Origin of the sequence: Achromobacter pestifer (assembly GCF_902859625.1) — a bacterium.
In the GTDB taxonomy this organism is placed as follows: Bacteria; Pseudomonadota; Gammaproteobacteria; order Burkholderiales; family Burkholderiaceae_B; genus Achromobacter; species Achromobacter pestifer.
The window spans coordinates 48763-64912 of record NZ_CADIJX010000005.1 but is presented as its reverse complement, the minus strand read 5'-3'; the positions used below and the strand labels follow the sequence as shown (position 1 = coordinate 64912).

The 16150-nt window shown below is 63.4% G+C and carries 17 protein-coding genes; 13 read left to right on the top strand and 4 right to left on the bottom strand.

The features are described 5' to 3' along the window. Positions 1 to 23 precede the first annotated feature (23 nt). The 3 genes from HV753_RS19520 (at position 24) to HV753_RS19510 (ending at position 3489) form a co-directional block, all read left to right on the top strand. Entirely contained in the window at positions 24 to 1322 is a 1299-nt protein-coding gene (locus HV753_RS19520) for a sulfate adenylyltransferase subunit 1 (RefSeq protein WP_175176259.1), read from the top strand. A gap of 212 nt (positions 1323 to 1534) precedes the next feature. Beyond that, positions 1535 to 2962, top strand: coding sequence for a PA0069 family radical SAM protein (locus HV753_RS19515; protein WP_175176258.1), 1428 nt, complete (start codon positions 1535 to 1537; stop codon positions 2960 to 2962). Between the two features lie 59 nt (positions 2963 to 3021). Next, complete coding sequence (locus tag HV753_RS19510; protein WP_175176257.1) at positions 3022 to 3489, top strand: hypothetical protein; 468 nt, start codon at positions 3022 to 3024, stop codon at positions 3487 to 3489. 13 nt (positions 3490 to 3502) lie between these two features. Here HV753_RS19510 and HV753_RS19505 read toward each other — a convergent pair whose 3' ends face one another. After that, positions 3503 to 4375, bottom strand: a complete 873-nt coding sequence (locus HV753_RS19505) for a DMT family transporter (RefSeq protein WP_175176256.1) — start codon at positions 4373 to 4375, stop codon at positions 3503 to 3505. 343 nt (positions 4376 to 4718) lie between these two features. Between HV753_RS19505 and rplS the strand changes: the two genes are divergently transcribed. Continuing rightward, on the top strand, positions 4719 to 5099 hold the full coding sequence (gene rplS, locus HV753_RS19500; protein WP_054423686.1) for a 50S ribosomal protein L19: 381 nt from the start codon (positions 4719 to 4721) through the stop codon (positions 5097 to 5099). Positions 5100 to 5222: 123 nt separating this feature from the next. Further along, complete coding sequence (locus HV753_RS19495; RefSeq protein WP_175176255.1) at positions 5223 to 5954, top strand: CoA pyrophosphatase; 732 nt, start codon at positions 5223 to 5225, stop codon at positions 5952 to 5954. Between the two features lie 86 nt (positions 5955 to 6040). Here HV753_RS19495 and rsgA read toward each other — a convergent pair whose 3' ends face one another. Then, positions 6041 to 7006 carry a ribosome small subunit-dependent GTPase A gene (rsgA, locus tag HV753_RS19490; RefSeq protein WP_246288329.1) on the bottom strand — a complete coding sequence of 322 codons (966 nt, stop codon included), beginning with the start codon at positions 7004 to 7006 and terminating at the stop codon, positions 6041 to 6043. Beyond that, a complete protein-coding gene (locus HV753_RS19485) occupies positions 7003 to 8253 on the bottom strand; it encodes a M48 family metallopeptidase (RefSeq protein ID WP_175176254.1) in 1251 nt (416 codons plus the stop codon). The genes rsgA and HV753_RS19485 overlap by 4 nt, the downstream gene beginning before the upstream one ends. Positions 8254 to 8314: 61 nt before the next feature. On the opposite strand from HV753_RS19485, the gene orn reads away from it, so the two are divergent. Further along, the gene (gene orn, locus HV753_RS19480; protein ID WP_006225115.1) at positions 8315 to 8860 is read left to right on the top strand and encodes an oligoribonuclease; all 546 of its coding nucleotides are present in this window, start codon (positions 8315 to 8317) and stop codon (positions 8858 to 8860) included. 75 nt (positions 8861 to 8935) lie between these two features. Further along, positions 8936 to 9559, top strand: a complete 624-nt coding sequence (locus HV753_RS19475) for an NAD(P)H-hydrate epimerase (RefSeq protein WP_175176253.1) — start codon at positions 8936 to 8938, stop codon at positions 9557 to 9559. On the opposite strand, the gene paaX is transcribed toward HV753_RS19475, so the two are convergent. Next, positions 9517 to 10512 carry a phenylacetic acid degradation operon negative regulatory protein PaaX gene (paaX, locus tag HV753_RS19470; protein WP_246288328.1) on the bottom strand — a complete coding sequence of 332 codons (996 nt, stop codon included), beginning with the start codon at positions 10510 to 10512 and terminating at the stop codon, positions 9517 to 9519. The two genes, HV753_RS19475 and paaX, sit on opposite strands and share 43 nt — an antisense overlap. Positions 10513 to 10684: 172 nt before the next feature. Here paaX and paaA point away from each other — a divergent pair, with 172 nt between their 5' ends. From paaA to paaN, 6 genes are all read left to right on the top strand, one after another. Then, positions 10685 to 11674: a 1,2-phenylacetyl-CoA epoxidase subunit PaaA gene (gene paaA / locus HV753_RS19465; RefSeq protein WP_175176252.1), complete on the top strand. Its 990-nt coding sequence runs from the start codon at positions 10685 to 10687 to the stop codon at positions 11672 to 11674. Positions 11675 to 11757: 83 nt separating this feature from the next. After that, on the top strand, positions 11758 to 12042 hold the full coding sequence (gene paaB / locus HV753_RS19460) for a 1,2-phenylacetyl-CoA epoxidase subunit PaaB (RefSeq protein ID WP_006225111.1): 285 nt from the start codon (positions 11758 to 11760) through the stop codon (positions 12040 to 12042). 15 nt (positions 12043 to 12057) lie between these two features. Beyond that, complete coding sequence (gene paaC, locus HV753_RS19455; RefSeq protein ID WP_175176251.1) at positions 12058 to 12822, top strand: 1,2-phenylacetyl-CoA epoxidase subunit PaaC; 765 nt, start codon at positions 12058 to 12060, stop codon at positions 12820 to 12822. Beyond that, positions 12819 to 13325 carry a 1,2-phenylacetyl-CoA epoxidase subunit PaaD gene (gene paaD / locus HV753_RS19450; RefSeq protein ID WP_175176250.1) on the top strand — a complete coding sequence of 169 codons (507 nt, stop codon included), beginning with the start codon at positions 12819 to 12821 and terminating at the stop codon, positions 13323 to 13325. Before paaC ends, paaD begins: the two co-directional genes overlap by 4 nt. A 13-nt stretch (positions 13326 to 13338) precedes the next feature. Beyond that, a complete protein-coding gene (paaE, locus tag HV753_RS19445; protein ID WP_175176249.1) occupies positions 13339 to 14427 on the top strand; it encodes a 1,2-phenylacetyl-CoA epoxidase subunit PaaE in 1089 nt (362 codons plus the stop codon). A 46-nt stretch (positions 14428 to 14473) separates the two neighbouring features. Continuing rightward, the gene (gene paaN / locus HV753_RS19440; RefSeq protein WP_175176248.1) at positions 14474 to 16138 is read left to right on the top strand and encodes a phenylacetic acid degradation protein PaaN; all 1665 of its coding nucleotides are present in this window, start codon (positions 14474 to 14476) and stop codon (positions 16136 to 16138) included. The last annotated feature ends 12 nt before the right edge of the window (positions 16139 to 16150 follow it).

Here is a 16150-nt window from a genome sequence, read left to right as displayed (position 1 = left end):
CCCGCCGGCGGCAGGGGACGCATATGAACGCACTGAACGACTCTTTTCTTTCCGGCGCCGGCAACGGGGTGCTGCGCCTGATTACGGCGGGTTCCGTCGATGACGGGAAATCCACGCTGATCGGCCGCCTGCTGTATGACAGCAAGGGCGTGTTTGCTGACCAGCTGGACGCCATCTCGCGCGCCAAGCACAAGCGCGTGGCTGGCGACGGGATCGATTTTTCGCTGCTGACCGACGGCCTGGAAGCCGAGCGGGAGCAGGGCATCACGATCGACGTGGCGTATCGCTATTTTTCCACGCCTGCGCGCAAATTCATCATTGCCGACGCGCCGGGACACGAGCAATACACGCGCAACATGGTGACGGGCGCGTCGACGGCGGATGTCGCCGTGATCCTGGTCGACGCCACGCGCGCGGCCGACGGCAAGCTGCTGCCGCAAACCAAGCGGCACAGCACGATCGCGCGCCTGCTGGGTATCCGGCACATCGTGGTGGCCGTGAACAAGATGGACCTGGTGGACTGGGACCGCGCGGTGTTTGAACGCATCCGCGAGGCGTATGCCGACCTGGCGGGCAAGCTGGGCATCTCGCATTTCGACGCCTTGCCGCTATCGGCGCTGAATGGCGACAACGTGGTCACGCTGTCGCCCAAGACGCCGTGGTACGACGGGCCGCCGTTGTTGGCGCTGCTGGAATCCCTGGACTTGGCCAGCGATGGCCGCGCCTTGCCGCTGCGGTTTCCGGTGCAATGGGTGGCGCGTCACGGTGGCGATCGCAAGGAAGACTTTCGCGGTTATGCCGGGCGTGTGGCCAGCGGCGTGCTGCGCCCGGGCGATGCGGTCACGGTGCAGCCCTCCGGCGTGAGCGCGGTGGTGCGTGAAGTGCGTGTCTTTGATCGCGTGCTGGATGAAGCGGTGGCGGGCGATTCGGTGACGTTGGTGCTGGACCGCGATGTGGACGTGTCGCGCGGAGATGTCATCGTGCACGCGGCATCGCCCGCGCAAGTGTCTCGCGAGTTCGAGGCCGAGCTTTGCTGGCTGGATGCGCAAGCGTTGAATCCGGCGCGCAAGTATCTGTTGAAGTCGGGCACGCGGCTGACGTCGGCGAAGATCCGCGCGGTGCTCTCGCATCGCGACATCCACGAATTGCAGGAAGTGGAAAACACGGAAGGCACCTTGCGCATGAACGATATCGGGCGCGTCACCTTCACCACGCGCGAAGCGCTGGCGGTCGATCGCTATGCCGATGCACCTGCCACGGGAGCCTTCATTCTGATCGACGAAGCCACGCATCAGACCGCCGCCGCCGGCATGTTGCGCTGATCCGCCAATGGGCTGGAAAACAACGCAAATTCTGCCTCGATTTTGTCGTTGTTTTTTTGCTAAACCTAGTGTTGGTGCGGCTTTCCAGGCGATATCGCCTGGTGAAAACGATTTGTTCAGACGGGGCTCGCGTCTTGCGGTAAAGTGGGGTTGTCTTACGAAAAGGCTTTTGGTGCTTGTCAAAACCACTGTGTTTTTGTACAGTAGTTTTTATGGCACGCACCGATCATTCTTTTCCCGCCGGTTCTGGGTCCCCGGCTGCCGCCCCCGCCGCCTTGCGCGGTCGGGGTGCGGTTACTAATGTTCGGCATCGCTTTCAGCGCGATGACCGCGTGCAGGTCGATGACGGTTGGTCCGCTTCCGGCTTGCCGGCGGATTTCGTAGAATCCGTCCCCGATTTCGCTTCCGAATTCACGGGCAGTCTCTCTCCCGAAAACGCTTCCGGCACGCCGGCTGGCGCGCGGGTCATCCCGATCCTGCCTGATTCGCGTCTGGCGCCTCCTGCCCTGAAGACCACGGTCACGGCGGAAGAAGCGCGCAAGATGCTGTCGCGCAATGAATCCCCCGACATCCCCTTCGACGTGGCCGTCAATCCCTACCGGGGCTGCGAGCACGGTTGCGTGTATTGCTACGCGCGGCCCACGCATTCCTACCTGGGGTTGTCGCCAGGGCTGGACTTTGAAACCCGGCTGGTGGCCAAGGCGAATGCTGTGCAAGCCCTGCGGGCCGAACTCAGCCGCCCGGGCTACAAGCCGTCGCCCATCAACATCGGCTCTGCCACGGACGCCTACCAGCCTATCGAACGCGAGTGGCGGCTGACCCGTGGCTTGCTGGAACTGATGCTTGAAACCCGGCATCCGGTCACGATCGTCACGAAGAACGCGCTGGTCGCCCGCGACCTGGACCTGCTGGCGGCATTGGCCGAACAGAAGCTGGTGGTGGTCTACATGAGCATCACCTCGCTGGATGCAGGCATGGCCCGCACGCTGGAACCCCGCGCCGCCGCCCCGTGGCGCCGGCTTGAGACCGTGCGCAGCCTGACCGATGCCGGCGTGCCCGTGGGCGTGCTGGTGGCGCCCGTCATTCCGTTCATCAATGACGAGTCCATGGAACACATCCTCCAGGAATCCAAGGCGGCCGGCGCGCATTACGCCAGCTATACCGTCTTGCGCCTGCCCTGGGAGGTCAAAACCTTGTTCGAGGACTGGCTGAACGCTCATTTCCCCGACCGCGCCCAGCGCGTGCTGCATCGCATTGAAGACCTGCGCAACGGCCGCCGCAACGATCCGAATTTCGGCTCACGCAAGCGTGGCACCGGCATCTGGGCCGATCTGTTGCGCCAGCGGTTCGCCGTGGCCACCCGCAAACTGGGGTTGAACCGCCACCGGCTGGCCCTGGATTGCGACCACTTCCAGCCGCCCCTGGGGCCGAACGCCACGGCGTCGCTGTTTGCCGCAAGTGTTTCCGGTGCGTCCTCTGCGCCGATGCCGTCCTCTTCCGATTTCCTATCCCCGGTTGGCGCGCAAGCGTCTTCAGGGGTCCCCTTTTCTGATGGCTTGCCCGCAGTCGGCGGCGCAGTGGGCCGCGGTGCGCGCCAACTGCGCGCAATGGCGGCAGGCCAGTTGTCATTGTTCGATTGATTACCGGTCAATGCCGCGGCCTTCGCCGTGGCGTGGAATCGTTTCTTCAAGGAGTTCCTATGAACACCGCTGATATTTCCGTCTTGTCGGATGAACTTGCCGTCACGCTGAACCCGCTGCGTCGTGGCGCGCACCGCGCCCGGGCGGCATGTGCCAGATTGGCAGGCCTGGCCATGCCCTGGAACACGTCGTCGGCCGATGCGCAACCGCGTCACCGGGTGCGGCCGGGTTCCATGCCCGTTCGTTGGCCATTTCCGCCGGCTCCCGTCGATGATGGCGTGACCGGCCAGGCGGTTGCCGTGCCGGTGCCAACGGTGACGCCAGCCGTAGCCCCGGCCGTGGCACCCGTAGTCCCCAACGTGCCCGGTGCGTCCGTCGTGCGCGAACGCAGCCTGGGCAACGCCACGGTCGAACCGGTGACGTCCCAGGTCACCATGAAGGCCATGGTGATCGATGTGGTGATGGTGCTGGCCTGGGGCGCAATCATCCCCGGGCTGATGTGGTTGGGGGCGGCGGCGGGTTTCTAAACCGCCGGCGTTTTTAGCTGGAGCCCAGTAGAACGACGCCCAGCAAAATGGACAGGCAGCCCGCCAATCGGCCCGGTCCAACCTTTTCGCGCAGCAGGAACATGCCGGCCAAGGTGCCCAGCATCATGGACATTTCGCGTGCAGGAGCCACCAGGCTCAGCGGAGCGCCATTGCGCAAGGCGTAAAGCACCAGGATGTACCCCAGCGGCGAGAGCAGGCCCACCGCCAGCGCCAGATGCCAGTGCCCACGCATGGCTTGCCAGGCTTGAGCGCGGCGGCTCAGCATGTGGGGGGTCATCATGGTGGTGCGGGTCACGCAGGTGAACCAGTCGAACAACACGGGGCTGATCAGCAACACCTTGACGCCATAGGCGTCCACCACGGTATAGGCCGCGATGAACAGGCCGATCACCACGCCCCAGCGCACACCGATCCACGCTTGGGGATTCTTGAAAATTGCCAAGCGGCCCTGCGTTGCAATCAGTAGCACACCAATCACCACGCACAGCATGCCGATGATGCCAGTGCTGGTAGCCGGTTCACCCAGCAGCAGGAATGCGCCCGTGGTGGATAGCAAGGGGCCGGTGCCCCGCGCGATCGGGTAGACCACCGACAAATCCGCGACTTGATAGCCTCGTTGCAGGCACAGGCTGTAGCCCAGATGCAACAGGCTTGAGGTCAGGATGGCCCCCACGACGGGCCAGGTCCAGGTCATGCCGTCGTGCATCAACACCCAGATCACCCAGGGTGCATACAGCACCGTGGCACACAGTCCGTATGCGAAGACGAAGGGGGCGCCCACCATGGCCGCGCGCTTGGCCAGCAGATTCCACGTTGCGTGGGCCATCGCCGCCAGGACAACCAATAACAGGGACGTATACGACATGAGGGAACAGCGTCAGATGACGTGTTTGTTACAGAAGCGGCAAGGGTACAGCAAAGCCGAGGGGAGGTCGCCATTCTATCCGACGCCAAACCAAATTTCTGGTGTAGAATCATTGGTTTGCCAAATCTCATCCTCTGCTTGCGGTACGAGCATGGCGTGATGCCATAACAGAAAACCAGGGGGCAACCCTGTGGGGTTCTCTACAGGCATCAAGCATGCACATGGCGCCAGGGCAGGCCTTCTTCACCATTCCTGGTGGCGATGCGCCGGTCCAAAACACCATGAACAACATTGAACGGCAAAAGCTTTTAGTCCGCAAAGACATGATGATTTAGGAGTTCTGATGAACCTTATCGCTATCCTGGAACAGGAAGAAATTGCCCGTCTGACCGGCGGCCAAGCCAAGCCTGAATTTGCTCCTGGTGACACCGTCATCGTGAGCGTGAACGTCGTTGAAGGCACCCGCAAGCGCGTGCAGGCTTTCGAAGGCGTTGTCATCGCCAAGCGCAACCGCGGCCTGAACTCCGCGTTCACCGTGCGCAAGATTTCGTCGGGTGAAGCCGTGGAACGTACGTTCCAGCTGTACTCGCCGCAAATCGCCGGCATCGAAGTCAAGCGCCGCGGCGACGTGCGCCGCGCCAAGCTGTACTACCTGCGCAACCGCTCGGGCAAGTCGGCGCGTATCAAGGAAAAGCTGGTCAGCAAGCAAGCCCCGGCGGCTTGATCGCTTATCGGCACACGGCCCTACCAGTGTCGGACGTCCGCGCCATTCAGCGTTTCCGTCCGGCACAGGTTTCCGGGTTAAAAAGGCACCTGCGAGGGTGCCTTTTTCTTTTTGCAAAGCCGTATGTCTGATTCCTCGTATTCCGCGCGGCCTAGACGGCCGCTCGCGCGCCCCGGCTTTGATCCGGCGACGCAACCGTGGGTGGTGGCCAACCAGTCCTTGCCGGCCGTGCCCGCAAACCTGTTGACCCCGGATTCCCTGCGGGGCACGCTCAGCCAGCCTTCCACCTGGACGCTGGAGCTTTCCCGTGACAACGACCTGCGCTATCCAGGCCGCGAAGGCACGCCCGTGCCCGCCGCCGTGTTGATTCCGCTGGTCACGCGCGACAACGGCGTGCACATCATGCTGACCCAGCGTGCCGCGCACCTGCACGACCACGCCGGCCAGATCAGCTTTCCCGGCGGGCGCATCGAAACCAGCGATTCAACCCCCGTGGCCGCGGCGTTGCGCGAAGCCCAGGAAGAAACGGGGCTGCCCGCCAACTATGTCGAGGTGCTGGGCAGCATGCCGCCTTATCTGACGGCGACAGGCTTTTCGATCATTCCCGTGGTGTCGCTGGTGCGGCCCGGGTTCGACTTGGCGCCCGATGCGTTTGAAGTGGCTGAAGTGTTTGAAGTGCCGCTGTCTTTTTTGATGGATCCCGCCAACCACCGCCTGTACGAGGCGAGGCTGGACGATGGGCGCGTGCGCAATTACTACGGCATGCCCTATGGCAAGCATTTCATCTGGGGCGCCACTGCCGGCATGCTGCGCAATCTTTATCACCTGCTGCGCAACGGCGCCCAGCCAGCCTGATCGACCCCGCTTCTGCATTGAATACGGCCCCGGAAAGGGGCCGTATTCAATGCGGGTATATCAAGGCGCAGCACGCGCGGCGGGGTTCAGTAGCGTTGTTGCCCGGCCAGGTTCTCTTGCAGAATGCGTTCGTACAGCGCATAGCGCAGCGGATTGATCTTGCCCGCCTGCAAGGCCGCCACCACGCCGCAGCCCGGCTCGTGCCGGTGCGTGCAGTTGTAGAAGCGGCATTCCTCGATCGGTTGCGTGAACTCCGGAAAGCCGCGAATGATGTCCTCGCGCGTCAGGTGTTGCAAGCCGAATGCCTGAAACCCGGGGGAGTCGATCAAGTCGCCGCCCGGCGCGGGCAGGTGATAGAGGCGCGTACTGGTGGTGGTGTGCTTGCCCATGTCCAGCGCGGTGGAGTGTTCGCGGGTGGGGGCAGCGGCGCCGGGTACCAGCACATTGAGCAGCGTCGACTTGCCCATGCCGCTTTGGCCGAGAAGCAGGTTGGTCTTGCCGGCGAGGTGCGGCGCCAGTTGCGTGTGGACCCTTTCCGGTTCCAGCGCGCTGAGCTCGATGACCGGCACGCCTAGCGCGGCGATCGGTGCGAGTCGTTCGCGCGCCGCCGGCAATTGGTCCACCAGGTCCGTCTTGTTCAGAACAATCAGCGGAGAGATGCCCGCGCTCCAAGCGCCGGCCAGCGCGCGTCCGGTCAGGTCGTCCGAGAACGTGGGCTGCACCGCCACCACGATCAGCAGTTGGTCCACGTTCGAGGCGAACTGCTTGGATCGCATCTCGTCCGAGCGGTACAGCAGGTTGCTGCGCGGCAGGATGGCGTCGATGGCGCCTTCGTCCTTGCCTTGCGGCGTGATTTGTACGCGGTCGCCCACGGCGGCGCCTGCCTTCTTGCCGCGAGGGAAGCACTTGCGGACAGAGCCGTCGGCCAGCTCCACCGTGTAGTGGCGGCCGTGGGCGGCAATGATGCGGCCTTCGAGCGGGGTGTTTGCGGAGCTCGAACTCTCGGTTTGCGCGACAAACGCGGCGTTCTTGGAGTGACGCGGGGCGCTCATGCGGCGGACGCCATCAGGTGGCGGATGCGCTCGGCGGCGGGGGGATGGCTGTCGTAGAAGGCGGAATGCACAGGGTCGGGAGTCAGCGTGGCGGCGTTGTCGTCGTAGAGTTTGACCAGTGCGGAAACCAGGCGTTCCGGCGAACTCTGTTCGGCCGCATAGCGATCCGCCTCGAATTCGTCGCGACGCGAGTACCAGCTGGCCAACGGCGTGAACATGAAAGTGAAAACAGGGATGACCAGGAAGAACAACAACAACGCCATCGCGTCATTGCGGCCGCCCAATTGGGGCATGACGCCCAGGTCCACATAGAACCAGGGTTGTTGGGCGATCCAGCCGAGAATGGCGAAAAACACGAGGGCCATGCCGAAACTGAAGACGATGCGCTTGATGATATGGCGTTTGGCGAAATGGCCAAGTTCATGCGCCAGCACGGCTTCGATTTCGTCGCCGTTCAGGCGGGCCAGCAAGGTGTCGAAGAAGACGATGCGGCGTGATCGGCCAAATCCCGTGAAATACGCATTGCCGTGGGCGGAACGGCGCGAGCCATCCATCACGAACAGGCCGTTGAGCGCAAAGCCGCAGCGTTGCGCCAGGCGTTGGATGCGCCCCGCCAGTTCCGGGTCGGACAGCGGCGTGAACTTATTGAACAGCGGAGCGATGAACATGGGATAGATGATCAGCAGCGCCAGATTGAACACGGTCCAGAGTGCCCACGCCCAAATCCACCAGTAGGTGCCGGCGCTGCCCATCAGCCACAGCACGGCGGCGGCCAGCGGCAAGCCCAGGACGGCGGCGACCAGCAAGCCTTTGGTCGCATCCGCGATGAACAGTTCGGGTGTCATGCGGTTGAACCCGAAACGGGCCTCCAGCTTGAACTGCCGCCAAAGCGTGAACGGCAACCCCAGCACGCCCAGCAACAGCGCCACCGCGACCAGCAGCAGCATCTGGCGCAGGAAGTCATTGCTGGTAAGCTGGCCTACCATCAGGTCAATGAACTGTAGTCCGCCCATCAGCGTCAGGCATACCAGCAGGATCGCGTCATAGGTGCGCTCCAACATGCCGAGCTTGACGCGCGCCACCGTATAGTCCGCCGCTCGCTGGTGGCTGGACAGCCCGATACGATGCGAGAACTCCACGGGCACTTGGTCGCGGTTACGCGCGACATGGCGAATCTGGCGTGTCGCCAGCCACAGGCGCACGGCAATATCGGTCAGCAGGAAAGCAACGAACAACAGTGTGAACATGGGCGCAGCGGTTTGCTCAAGTAGGGATGTGCGAAAATCGCGTGTTTTATAGGCAAATTATATGGCTGTGAACGAAAATCGCCTGGTTTGGCTCGACATGGAAATGACGGGCCTGGAACCTGAGAAAGAACGCATCATCGAGGTGGCCGTTGTTGTGACGGAGCCGGATTTGACGGTGGTGGCAGAAGGCCCGGTGCTGGTGATCCATCAGCCCGACAGCCTGCTTGACGCCATGGACAACTGGAACAAGTCCACCCACGGAAAGAGCGGCCTGATCGACAAGGTCAAGGCATCGACGGTGTCCGAGGCGCAGGCAGAGGATACGCTGTTGGCGTTTCTTGCGCAGCATGTGCCGGCCGGTAAGTCGCCGCTGTGCGGCAATACCATCAGCCAGGACCGTCGCTTCATGTTTGCTTACATGCCGCGCCTGGAACAGTTTTTTCACTACCGCAATCTGGACGTCAGCACGCTGAAGGAATTGGCGCGTCGCTGGGCGCCCGCCGTCTACAAGGGTTTCGAGAAGAAAAGCCGCCACGAAGCGCTGGCGGACATCTACGAATCCATCGACGAACTCAAGTACTACCGCGAACACTTCCTGAAGGTGTAAGCGGCACAAAGGCGTGCGCGGCGTACACTGGATTGGACCTATTTCCGGGGCGCACCCACTTGCCGCGCTTTCGTCATGCCGTCCTATTCAGTCGCTCAGATCCGCCGTGCCGAACAGCTAGCCCTGGCTGCCGGCCGGGCGCTGATGCCGCTGGCCGGTCGAGCCGCAGCCGAGTTCATCGCGGCTCGCTTTCCCCCTGATCGTTCCATTCTTGCGCTGGCCGGCCCGGGTAATAACGGGGGCGATGCGCTGGAAGCCGCATCACGCCTGCTGGCGCTGGGGTTTGCCGTGCAGGCGGTGCTGCCCTCCGGCCCGGCCAAGCTGCCGCCCGATGCGGCCCGCGCCTGGGCATGCTGGCGTGCGGCGGGCGGACAGACGCAAGAGACGCTGGCCTCCGCGGCCGTCCCCGATATCGTCATTGATGGCTTGTTCGGTATCGGCCTGAACCGGACCCTGGACACGGCTTGGCAAGCGCTGGTTGATACCGTCAATGGCTGGAATGTGCCGGTGTTGGCGCTGGATGTGCCAAGCGGCATCGATGCCGATACCGGCGCGGCGTTGGGGCGGCCGATCCAGGCGCACTGGACACTGTCCTTCATTGCCACCACGGCAGGGCTGACACGCCCTGGCCCTGGCCAGGACGCCGCTGGCGAGCGCTATGTCGATACGCTGGGCGTGACCATGCCGCCGGCCGACTGAGGCAAGGCGCTTTCGCTGGCTGTTCCCGCTGGCCGTCCGCCGAAGCGTGATGCAATCTCTCCCGCCACGGGCACATAGCGTTCGTTGTCTTGGCCGGCCAGGGCATCCAGATGCGCTTCCGAAGCGTCGAACACCTTCCAGTAGATCCGTCCGCACAGTTCGCGCGCCGCATGGCCCGGCCAGTTGTCGGGCAGCATCTGGCTGGGCAGGTGTGGATCATGCAGGACGATCCGACGCCAATTGTGCAGCAGCATGACGCGCACCACGAATGCCTCGGACGGCGAGGGCGGCTCCTCCAGCAGTTTTTCCACCGGGCCGAAATTCCGTGAAAACTGGCGATACTGTTCGGCCACGTCGTCAAGGTTCCAGCATTGAGACGCCAGGCTGGCGATCGGCAGGCCGCCCGCGCCGGCCAGGTCGCGGGCCGATAGCACCAGCGCCCGATCCGGAATACCCAGTTTTTCCAGAATGTCATGCGCCGCCCGCGCCTCGGTATGCGGGTGGGCGAACAGCCCCGGCGCGATCATGCCGAAGCCTTCCCAGACCAATTCTCGGCGCAGTTCCGCGCGTTCGGCCAAGCCATTGCCCGTGCGCGGCAGCGCCACCAGCGTCCATTCCCCGTTCCAGTCCCGCGCCGCGCCTTCATAGATGCGTTGCGAGGCGTGCGCGGTGTGGCGCAGGCCTTGTTCGGAAATCAGGTAGAGGCTGCGCCGGCCATGGCGTTCTGATTGCAGCCAGTTCTGGGCAACCAGCCGGAACACGCTGGTGCGCAGCAGCCGTTCATTGATACCCAGCGGCGCCAGCAGGGCGATCAGGTCGCCCAGCCAGATGGCGCCGCCATGGGGGGCGAGGGCGTCCCCCAGCAAGCTGACGCAAAGGGATTTTGCGCGGGGCGGATCGCTTTTCAACAAGCGGGACAGGAAGCGGTCCAGGGGCGACTGAGGGTTTGCCATAGGGTGGGCCGCAAGCGGCCGATATCAGGATCCGTAATATGATACATAAATCCAATGTGATACAGATTTGAGTTTGACAATGGTTTTTTTGTATTAAATAATCCGCCTATGACATGACGGCACTGCGGAACGTTTGCTTTGCGTTTTCGCAAACCGTCTCTAGGAGACAGACATGTACGCTCAACTCGTCGAAACCGGCGTCAAGCAGGTCAAGACCGCGGACCAGCTGGAGGGCCGCGACCAGACGTTCCAGCGCCGTATTGACGACGGTGTGCGCATCGAGGCCAAGGACTGGATGCCGGACGCCTATCGCAAGACGCTGGTGCGCCAGATCTCGCAGCACGCGCATTCGGAAATCGTCGGGATGCTGCCTGAAGGCAACTGGATCTCGCGTGCGCCGTCCCTCAAGCGCAAGGCGATCCTGCTGGCCAAGGTGCAGGACGAAGCCGGCCACGGCTTGTACCTGTACAGCGCCGCGGAAACGCTGGGCGTGTCGCGTGACGACCTGATCGACGACCTGCACACCGGCCGTGCCAAGTACTCCAGCATCTTCAATTACCCCACGCTGAGCTGGGCCGATATCGGCATGATCGGCTGGTTGGTCGATGGCTCGGCGATCATCAACCAGATCCCGCTGTGCCGCTGTTCCTATGGCCCGTATGCCCGGGCCATGGTGCGCGTCTGTAAGGAGGAGTCCTTCCACCAACGCCAGGGCTACGATCTGCTGATGCAGATGTGCCTGCACGGCACGCCCGAACAAAAGGCGATGGTTCAGGATTCTCTGAACCGCTGGTGGTGGCCCGCCCTGATGATGTTCGGCCCGTCCGATGCCGACTCGCCCAACAGCGCCCAATCCATGGCGTGGAAGATCAAGCTCTTCTCCAATGACGAACTGCGCCAGAAGATGGTCGACCAGACCGTGCCGCAGGCCGAATACCTGGGCCTGACCGTGCCGGATGCCGATCTGAAGTGGAACGCCGAACGCGGCCACTATGACTTCGGCGAGATCGACTGGAGCGAGTTCTACGCGGTGCTCAAGGGCAACGGCCCCTGCAACCGGGAACGCCTGGCCGCGCGCGTCAAGGCGCACGAGGACGGCGCCTGGGTGCGTGACGCCCTGGTCGCTTACGCGGACAAGCAGGCGCAGCGCAAGGCCGCCTGATCCGCGCCCGGCGCATTCTTCATCCCATCATCATTGCAGACCGGTGCGCGCGGTGCGCGCCCGGCATTCCAAGGATATCCATCATGAGCAAAGACTGGCCTTTGTGGGAAGTCTTCATCCGCAGCCAGCACGGCCTGGCGCATAAGCACGTCGGCAGCCTGCACGCCTCGGACGCCGAAATGGCGATCAACCACGCCCGCGACGTCTATACCCGCCGCAACGAAGGCCTGAGCATCTGGGTCGTGCGCGCCTCCGACATTTCGGCCAGCAGCCCCGGCGACAAGGAACCCCTGTTCGAACCGGCCAACAGCAAGGTTTACCGGCATCCCACGTTTTTCCCGATGCCCGAAGAAATCAAGCACATGTAAGGCGGCGGGGGAGACATGGACAAGACACTGTTTGAATATCTGCTGCGGCTGGGCGATTCGTCGCTGATCCTGTCGCAGCGCCTGGGCGCCTGGACGGGCCACGGCCCTATCCTGGAAGAAGACCTGGCGTTGACCAATACCGCGTTGGACCTGCTGGGCCAGGCCCGGATGTGGCTGACGTTGGCGGGTGAAGTCGAAGGCGCTGGCCGAGACGAGGACGCGCTGGCCTATCACCGCGACGCGCACCAATTCCACAACGTGTTGCTGGCGGAACGCGATAACGGCAACTACGCCGACACCATGGCGCGTCAGTTCCTGTTCGACGTATGGCACTACTTCCTGCTGCAACGCCTGGAGCAATCCGCGGACGAGCGCGTTGCCGCCATCGCGGCCAAGTCGATCAAGGAAGTGACTTATCACGTGCGCCGCTCGTCGGACATGGTGGTCCGCCTGGGCGACGGCACCGCCGAAAGCCACGCCAAGATGCAAGCCGCCATTGACGACTCCTGGCGCTTCACCGGCGAACTGTTCGCCGACGACGCCGTGGACCAGGACGTGGCCGCGCGCGGCATCGGTTGCGAACTGGCCTCCCTGCGTGAGCCCTGGCTGGCCCACGTGCGCGAGGTACTGGAAGAAGCCATGCTGACCGTGCCGGACGAAGCGGCCGCCAACCATCTGGCTTACCGCGGCGGCCGCCAAGGCCGACACACCGAGGCACTGGGCTATGTGCTGGCGGAAATGCAGTATCTGCCGCGCGCCTATCCGGGAGCCACGTGGTGAACGCGCTTGCGCCCATTTCCGCCGACCAGGTCTACGCCTGGCTGCAAGAGGTTCCCGATCCGGAGATCCCCGTGCTGTCCGTGGTGGACCTGGGCGTCGTGCGGGACGTGTCCTGGGACGGCGACGCCTGTGTGGTCGTCATCACGCCGACCTACTCGGGCTGCCCGGCCATGCGCGAGATCACGCAAGACATTCAGCAGACGCTGGCCCGCCATGGCATCGACGCCGTTCGTGTCGAAACCCGCCTGGCGCCCGCCTGGACAACGGATTGGATGAGCGAAAAAGGGCGCGAAGCGCTCAAGGGCTACGGCATTGCCGCGCCCGCTGAACGCGCCATCGACATCTCGGGCATCAGCCGCCGCGTCGCTGCGCCCGCCATTGCTTGCCCGCGCTGCGGGTCACGCGATACGCGGATGGTCAGCAACTTCGGGTCCACGTCATGCAAAGCGCTGTATCGCTGCGTTGCCTGTCGCGAACCCTTCGATTATTTCAAGACTCACTGAGAGCGGTTTCGAGATGAGCCAGAACCAATTTCATTCGTTGAAGGTGGCCTCGGTGGCGCGCAATACGCGCGATGCCGTCGTCGTGACTTTCGATCTGCCCGACACGCTGACCGAGGAATTCGCTTTCCTGCCCGGGCAGTACCTGACCCTGCGCACGCAGTTGAACGGCGAGGAGCTGCGCCGCTCGTATTCGATCTGTTCGGCGCCGCACGACAAATTGCTGCGCGTGGCGATCAAAAAGGTCGACGAAGGCACGTTCTCCAGCTGGGCGAACCAGGAACTGCAACCCGGCCAGACGCTGGAAGTCATGGCGCCGGCGGGCAATTTCACGGTCGATTTTTCGCCCGAGAACCAGCGCCACTATGTGGCGTTTGCGGTGGGCAGCGGCATCACGCCGGTGTTCTCCCTGGTCAAGACCGCGCTGTCCACGGAGCCCGGCAGCAAGTTCACGCTGTTCTTCGGTAACCGTGCGTCGTCGGCGGTGCTCTTTCGCGAAGAGATCGAAGACCTGAAGAACCTGTACATGGATCGCTTTTCGCTGGTCTATGTGATGAGCCGCGAGTCACAGGACATCGAACTGTTCAACGGCCGCCTGGATGGTGACAAGGTTGACCAGCTGATGTCGGCCTGGATGAGCCCAGAGGATATCGATTACGCTTTTGTCTGTGGTCCGCAGACCATGACCGAAAGCGTGGTCGAGCGTCTCCAGGCCCGGGGTATCCCGAAGGCGAACATCAAGTTTGAGCTGTTCGGTGCGCCCAAGGGGCCGCGTGCGCTGCGCACCGGCCACGAGGCTCGCCAGGCGCCCGGCAAGGGGCAGTGCGAAGTCACGGTGGTGCAGGACGGCCATAGCCGCAAGTTCGTCATTGAAAAGAATAAAGACAGCGTGCTGGACTCGGCGCTGGCGCAAGGGATCGAGTTGCCGTATTCGTGCAAGGGCGGGGTGTGTTCCACCTGCCGTTGCAAAGTGGTCGAGGGCGAGGTGGACATGGATGCCAACTTTGCCTTGGAAGACTACGAAGTGGCGCGCGGTTTCATCCTGAGCTGCCAGAGCTTTCCGGTCAGCGACCGCCTGGTCATCGACTTCGACCAGGAAACCTGACCCGGCCCACGCCAGTCAGACATACCTATCTAATTGGAGAGACGCAGTGTCCCAGAAATTCTTTGAACGCCACCAACCCCTGCTGGAACAAGCGATGGCCGCCGCCGCACTGCGCGGCTACTGGAGCCCGTTCGCTGAATCGCCCAGCCCCCGCAATTACGGCGAAACCGCCAACGACGACGGCCGCGCGGCCTTTGAAGCCTTGCAGGGCAAACCATTCCCGCTGAACCTGCACGATGCCGATGGCACCGTGGGCGGCGAAAAGTCCCCTTACGGTTTCGACCTGGGCATCACGTATCCGCACGTGCCTGTCGACCGCCTGATCGCCGCGTCCAAGCGTGCGCTGGAAGACTGGCGCCGCGCAGGCCCGCAAGCGTGGGTTGGCGTGTCGCTGGAGATCCTGGCTCGTCTTAACAAGCTCAGCTTCGAGATCGCCTATGCGGTCCAGCACACCACTGGCCAGGGCTTCATGATGGCCTTTCAGGCCGGCGGCCCGCACGCGCAGGACCGTGGCTTTGAAGCCGTGACCTACGCCTGGCAGGAAATGTCGCGCGTTCCGGGCGTGTCCATCTGGGAAAAGCCGCAAGGCAAGAACGATCCGATCCGCATGGAAAAGCAATTCACCGTGGTGCCGCGTGGCGTCGCGCTGGTGATCGGTTGCTCGACCTTCCCGACCTGGAACGGCTATCCCGGCATGTTCGCCAGCCTGGCGACCGGCAACACCGTCATCGTCAAGCCGCATCCGGGCGCGATCCTGCCGCTGGCCATCACGGTCAAGGTGGCGCGTGAAGTGCTGCAAGAAGCGGGCTTCGATCCCGACGTCGTGTTGCTGGCCGCGCATGAAGCCGGCGACGATACCGCACAGAAGCTGGCGCTGGATCCGGCGGTCAAGATCGTCGACTTCACGGGCAGCACCGCGAATGGCGACTGGCTGGAAAACAACGCTCGCCAAGCCTTGGTCTATACCGAGAAGGCAGGCGTCAATCAGGTCATCATTGATTCGGCCGCCGACCTGAAGGGCGTGGCTCGCAATCTGGCGTTCTCGCTGGCCCTGTATTCGGGCCAGATGTGCACGGCGCCGCAGAACATCTACGTGCCGCGCGACGGCATCAATACGCCGGAAGGCCGCGTCAGCTTCGATGACGTCGCCGCCGCCCTGGGCGTGGCGCTGGACAAGCTGGGTGCGGATGCCGCGAAGGCCGTCGAACTGACTGGCGCGATCCAGAATGAAGGCATCGTCGAGCGCATCGAGCGGGCCCGCGCATTGGGCATGCCTGTCGTGGCCGACAGCAAGACGCTGACGCACCCGCAGTTCGAGAACGCCCGCGTCCGCACGCCGCTGCTGCTGCGCACGGAAGCCGGCAATGCTGCGATCAGTCAGGAATGGTTCGGCCCCATCGCTTTCGTCGTGGCCACCGATTCCACCGCGCACAGCATCCAGTTGGCGCGCGACAGCGTCATCCAGAACGGCGCCTTGTCCTTGTCCGCCTACACGACGGATGCGCAGGTGGCCGATCAGGTGCAGGATGCGGCGGAAGTGTCCGGCGTGTCGCTGTCGTTGAACCTGACGGGCGCAGTGTTCGTCAACCAGACCGCGGCATTCAGCGACTTCCATGGCACCGGGGCCAACCCGGCCGCCAATGCGGCGCTGTCCGATACGGCTTTCGTGTCGAACCGCTTCCGCGTGGTGCAGACCCGCCGTCACGTCTGAGCAGGGTGGCGT

Bases quoted from the DNA above. Each gene is read 5' to 3' on its own strand.
- HV753_RS19520 (WP_175176259.1), top strand. From the start codon at position 24: ATGAACGCACTGAACGACTCTTTTCTTTCCGGCGCCGGCAACGGGGTG.
- HV753_RS19515 (WP_175176258.1), top strand. From the start codon at position 1,535: ATGGCACGCACCGATCATTCTTTTCCCGCCGGTTCTGGGTCCCCGGCT.
- HV753_RS19510 (WP_175176257.1), top strand. From the start codon at position 3,022: ATGAACACCGCTGATATTTCCGTCTTGTCGGATGAACTTGCCGTCACG.
- HV753_RS19505 (WP_175176256.1), bottom strand. From the start codon at position 4,375: ATGTCGTATACGTCCCTGTTATTGGTTGTCCTGGCGGCGATGGCCCAC.
- rplS (WP_054423686.1), top strand. From the start codon at position 4,719: ATGAACCTTATCGCTATCCTGGAACAGGAAGAAATTGCCCGTCTGACC.
- HV753_RS19495 (WP_175176255.1), top strand. From the start codon at position 5,223: ATGTCTGATTCCTCGTATTCCGCGCGGCCTAGACGGCCGCTCGCGCGC.
- rsgA (WP_246288329.1), bottom strand. From the start codon at position 7,006: ATGAGCGCCCCGCGTCACTCCAAGAACGCCGCGTTTGTCGCGCAAACC.
- HV753_RS19485 (WP_175176254.1), bottom strand. From the start codon at position 8,253: ATGTTCACACTGTTGTTCGTTGCTTTCCTGCTGACCGATATTGCCGTG.
- orn (WP_006225115.1), top strand. From the start codon at position 8,315: ATGGCTGTGAACGAAAATCGCCTGGTTTGGCTCGACATGGAAATGACG.
- HV753_RS19475 (WP_175176253.1), top strand. From the start codon at position 8,936: ATGCCGTCCTATTCAGTCGCTCAGATCCGCCGTGCCGAACAGCTAGCC.
- paaX (WP_246288328.1), bottom strand. From the start codon at position 10,512: ATGGCAAACCCTCAGTCGCCCCTGGACCGCTTCCTGTCCCGCTTGTTG.
- paaA (WP_175176252.1), top strand. From the start codon at position 10,685: ATGTACGCTCAACTCGTCGAAACCGGCGTCAAGCAGGTCAAGACCGCG.
- paaB (WP_006225111.1), top strand. From the start codon at position 11,758: ATGAGCAAAGACTGGCCTTTGTGGGAAGTCTTCATCCGCAGCCAGCAC.
- paaC (WP_175176251.1), top strand. From the start codon at position 12,058: ATGGACAAGACACTGTTTGAATATCTGCTGCGGCTGGGCGATTCGTCG.
- paaE (WP_175176249.1), top strand. From the start codon at position 13,339: ATGAGCCAGAACCAATTTCATTCGTTGAAGGTGGCCTCGGTGGCGCGC.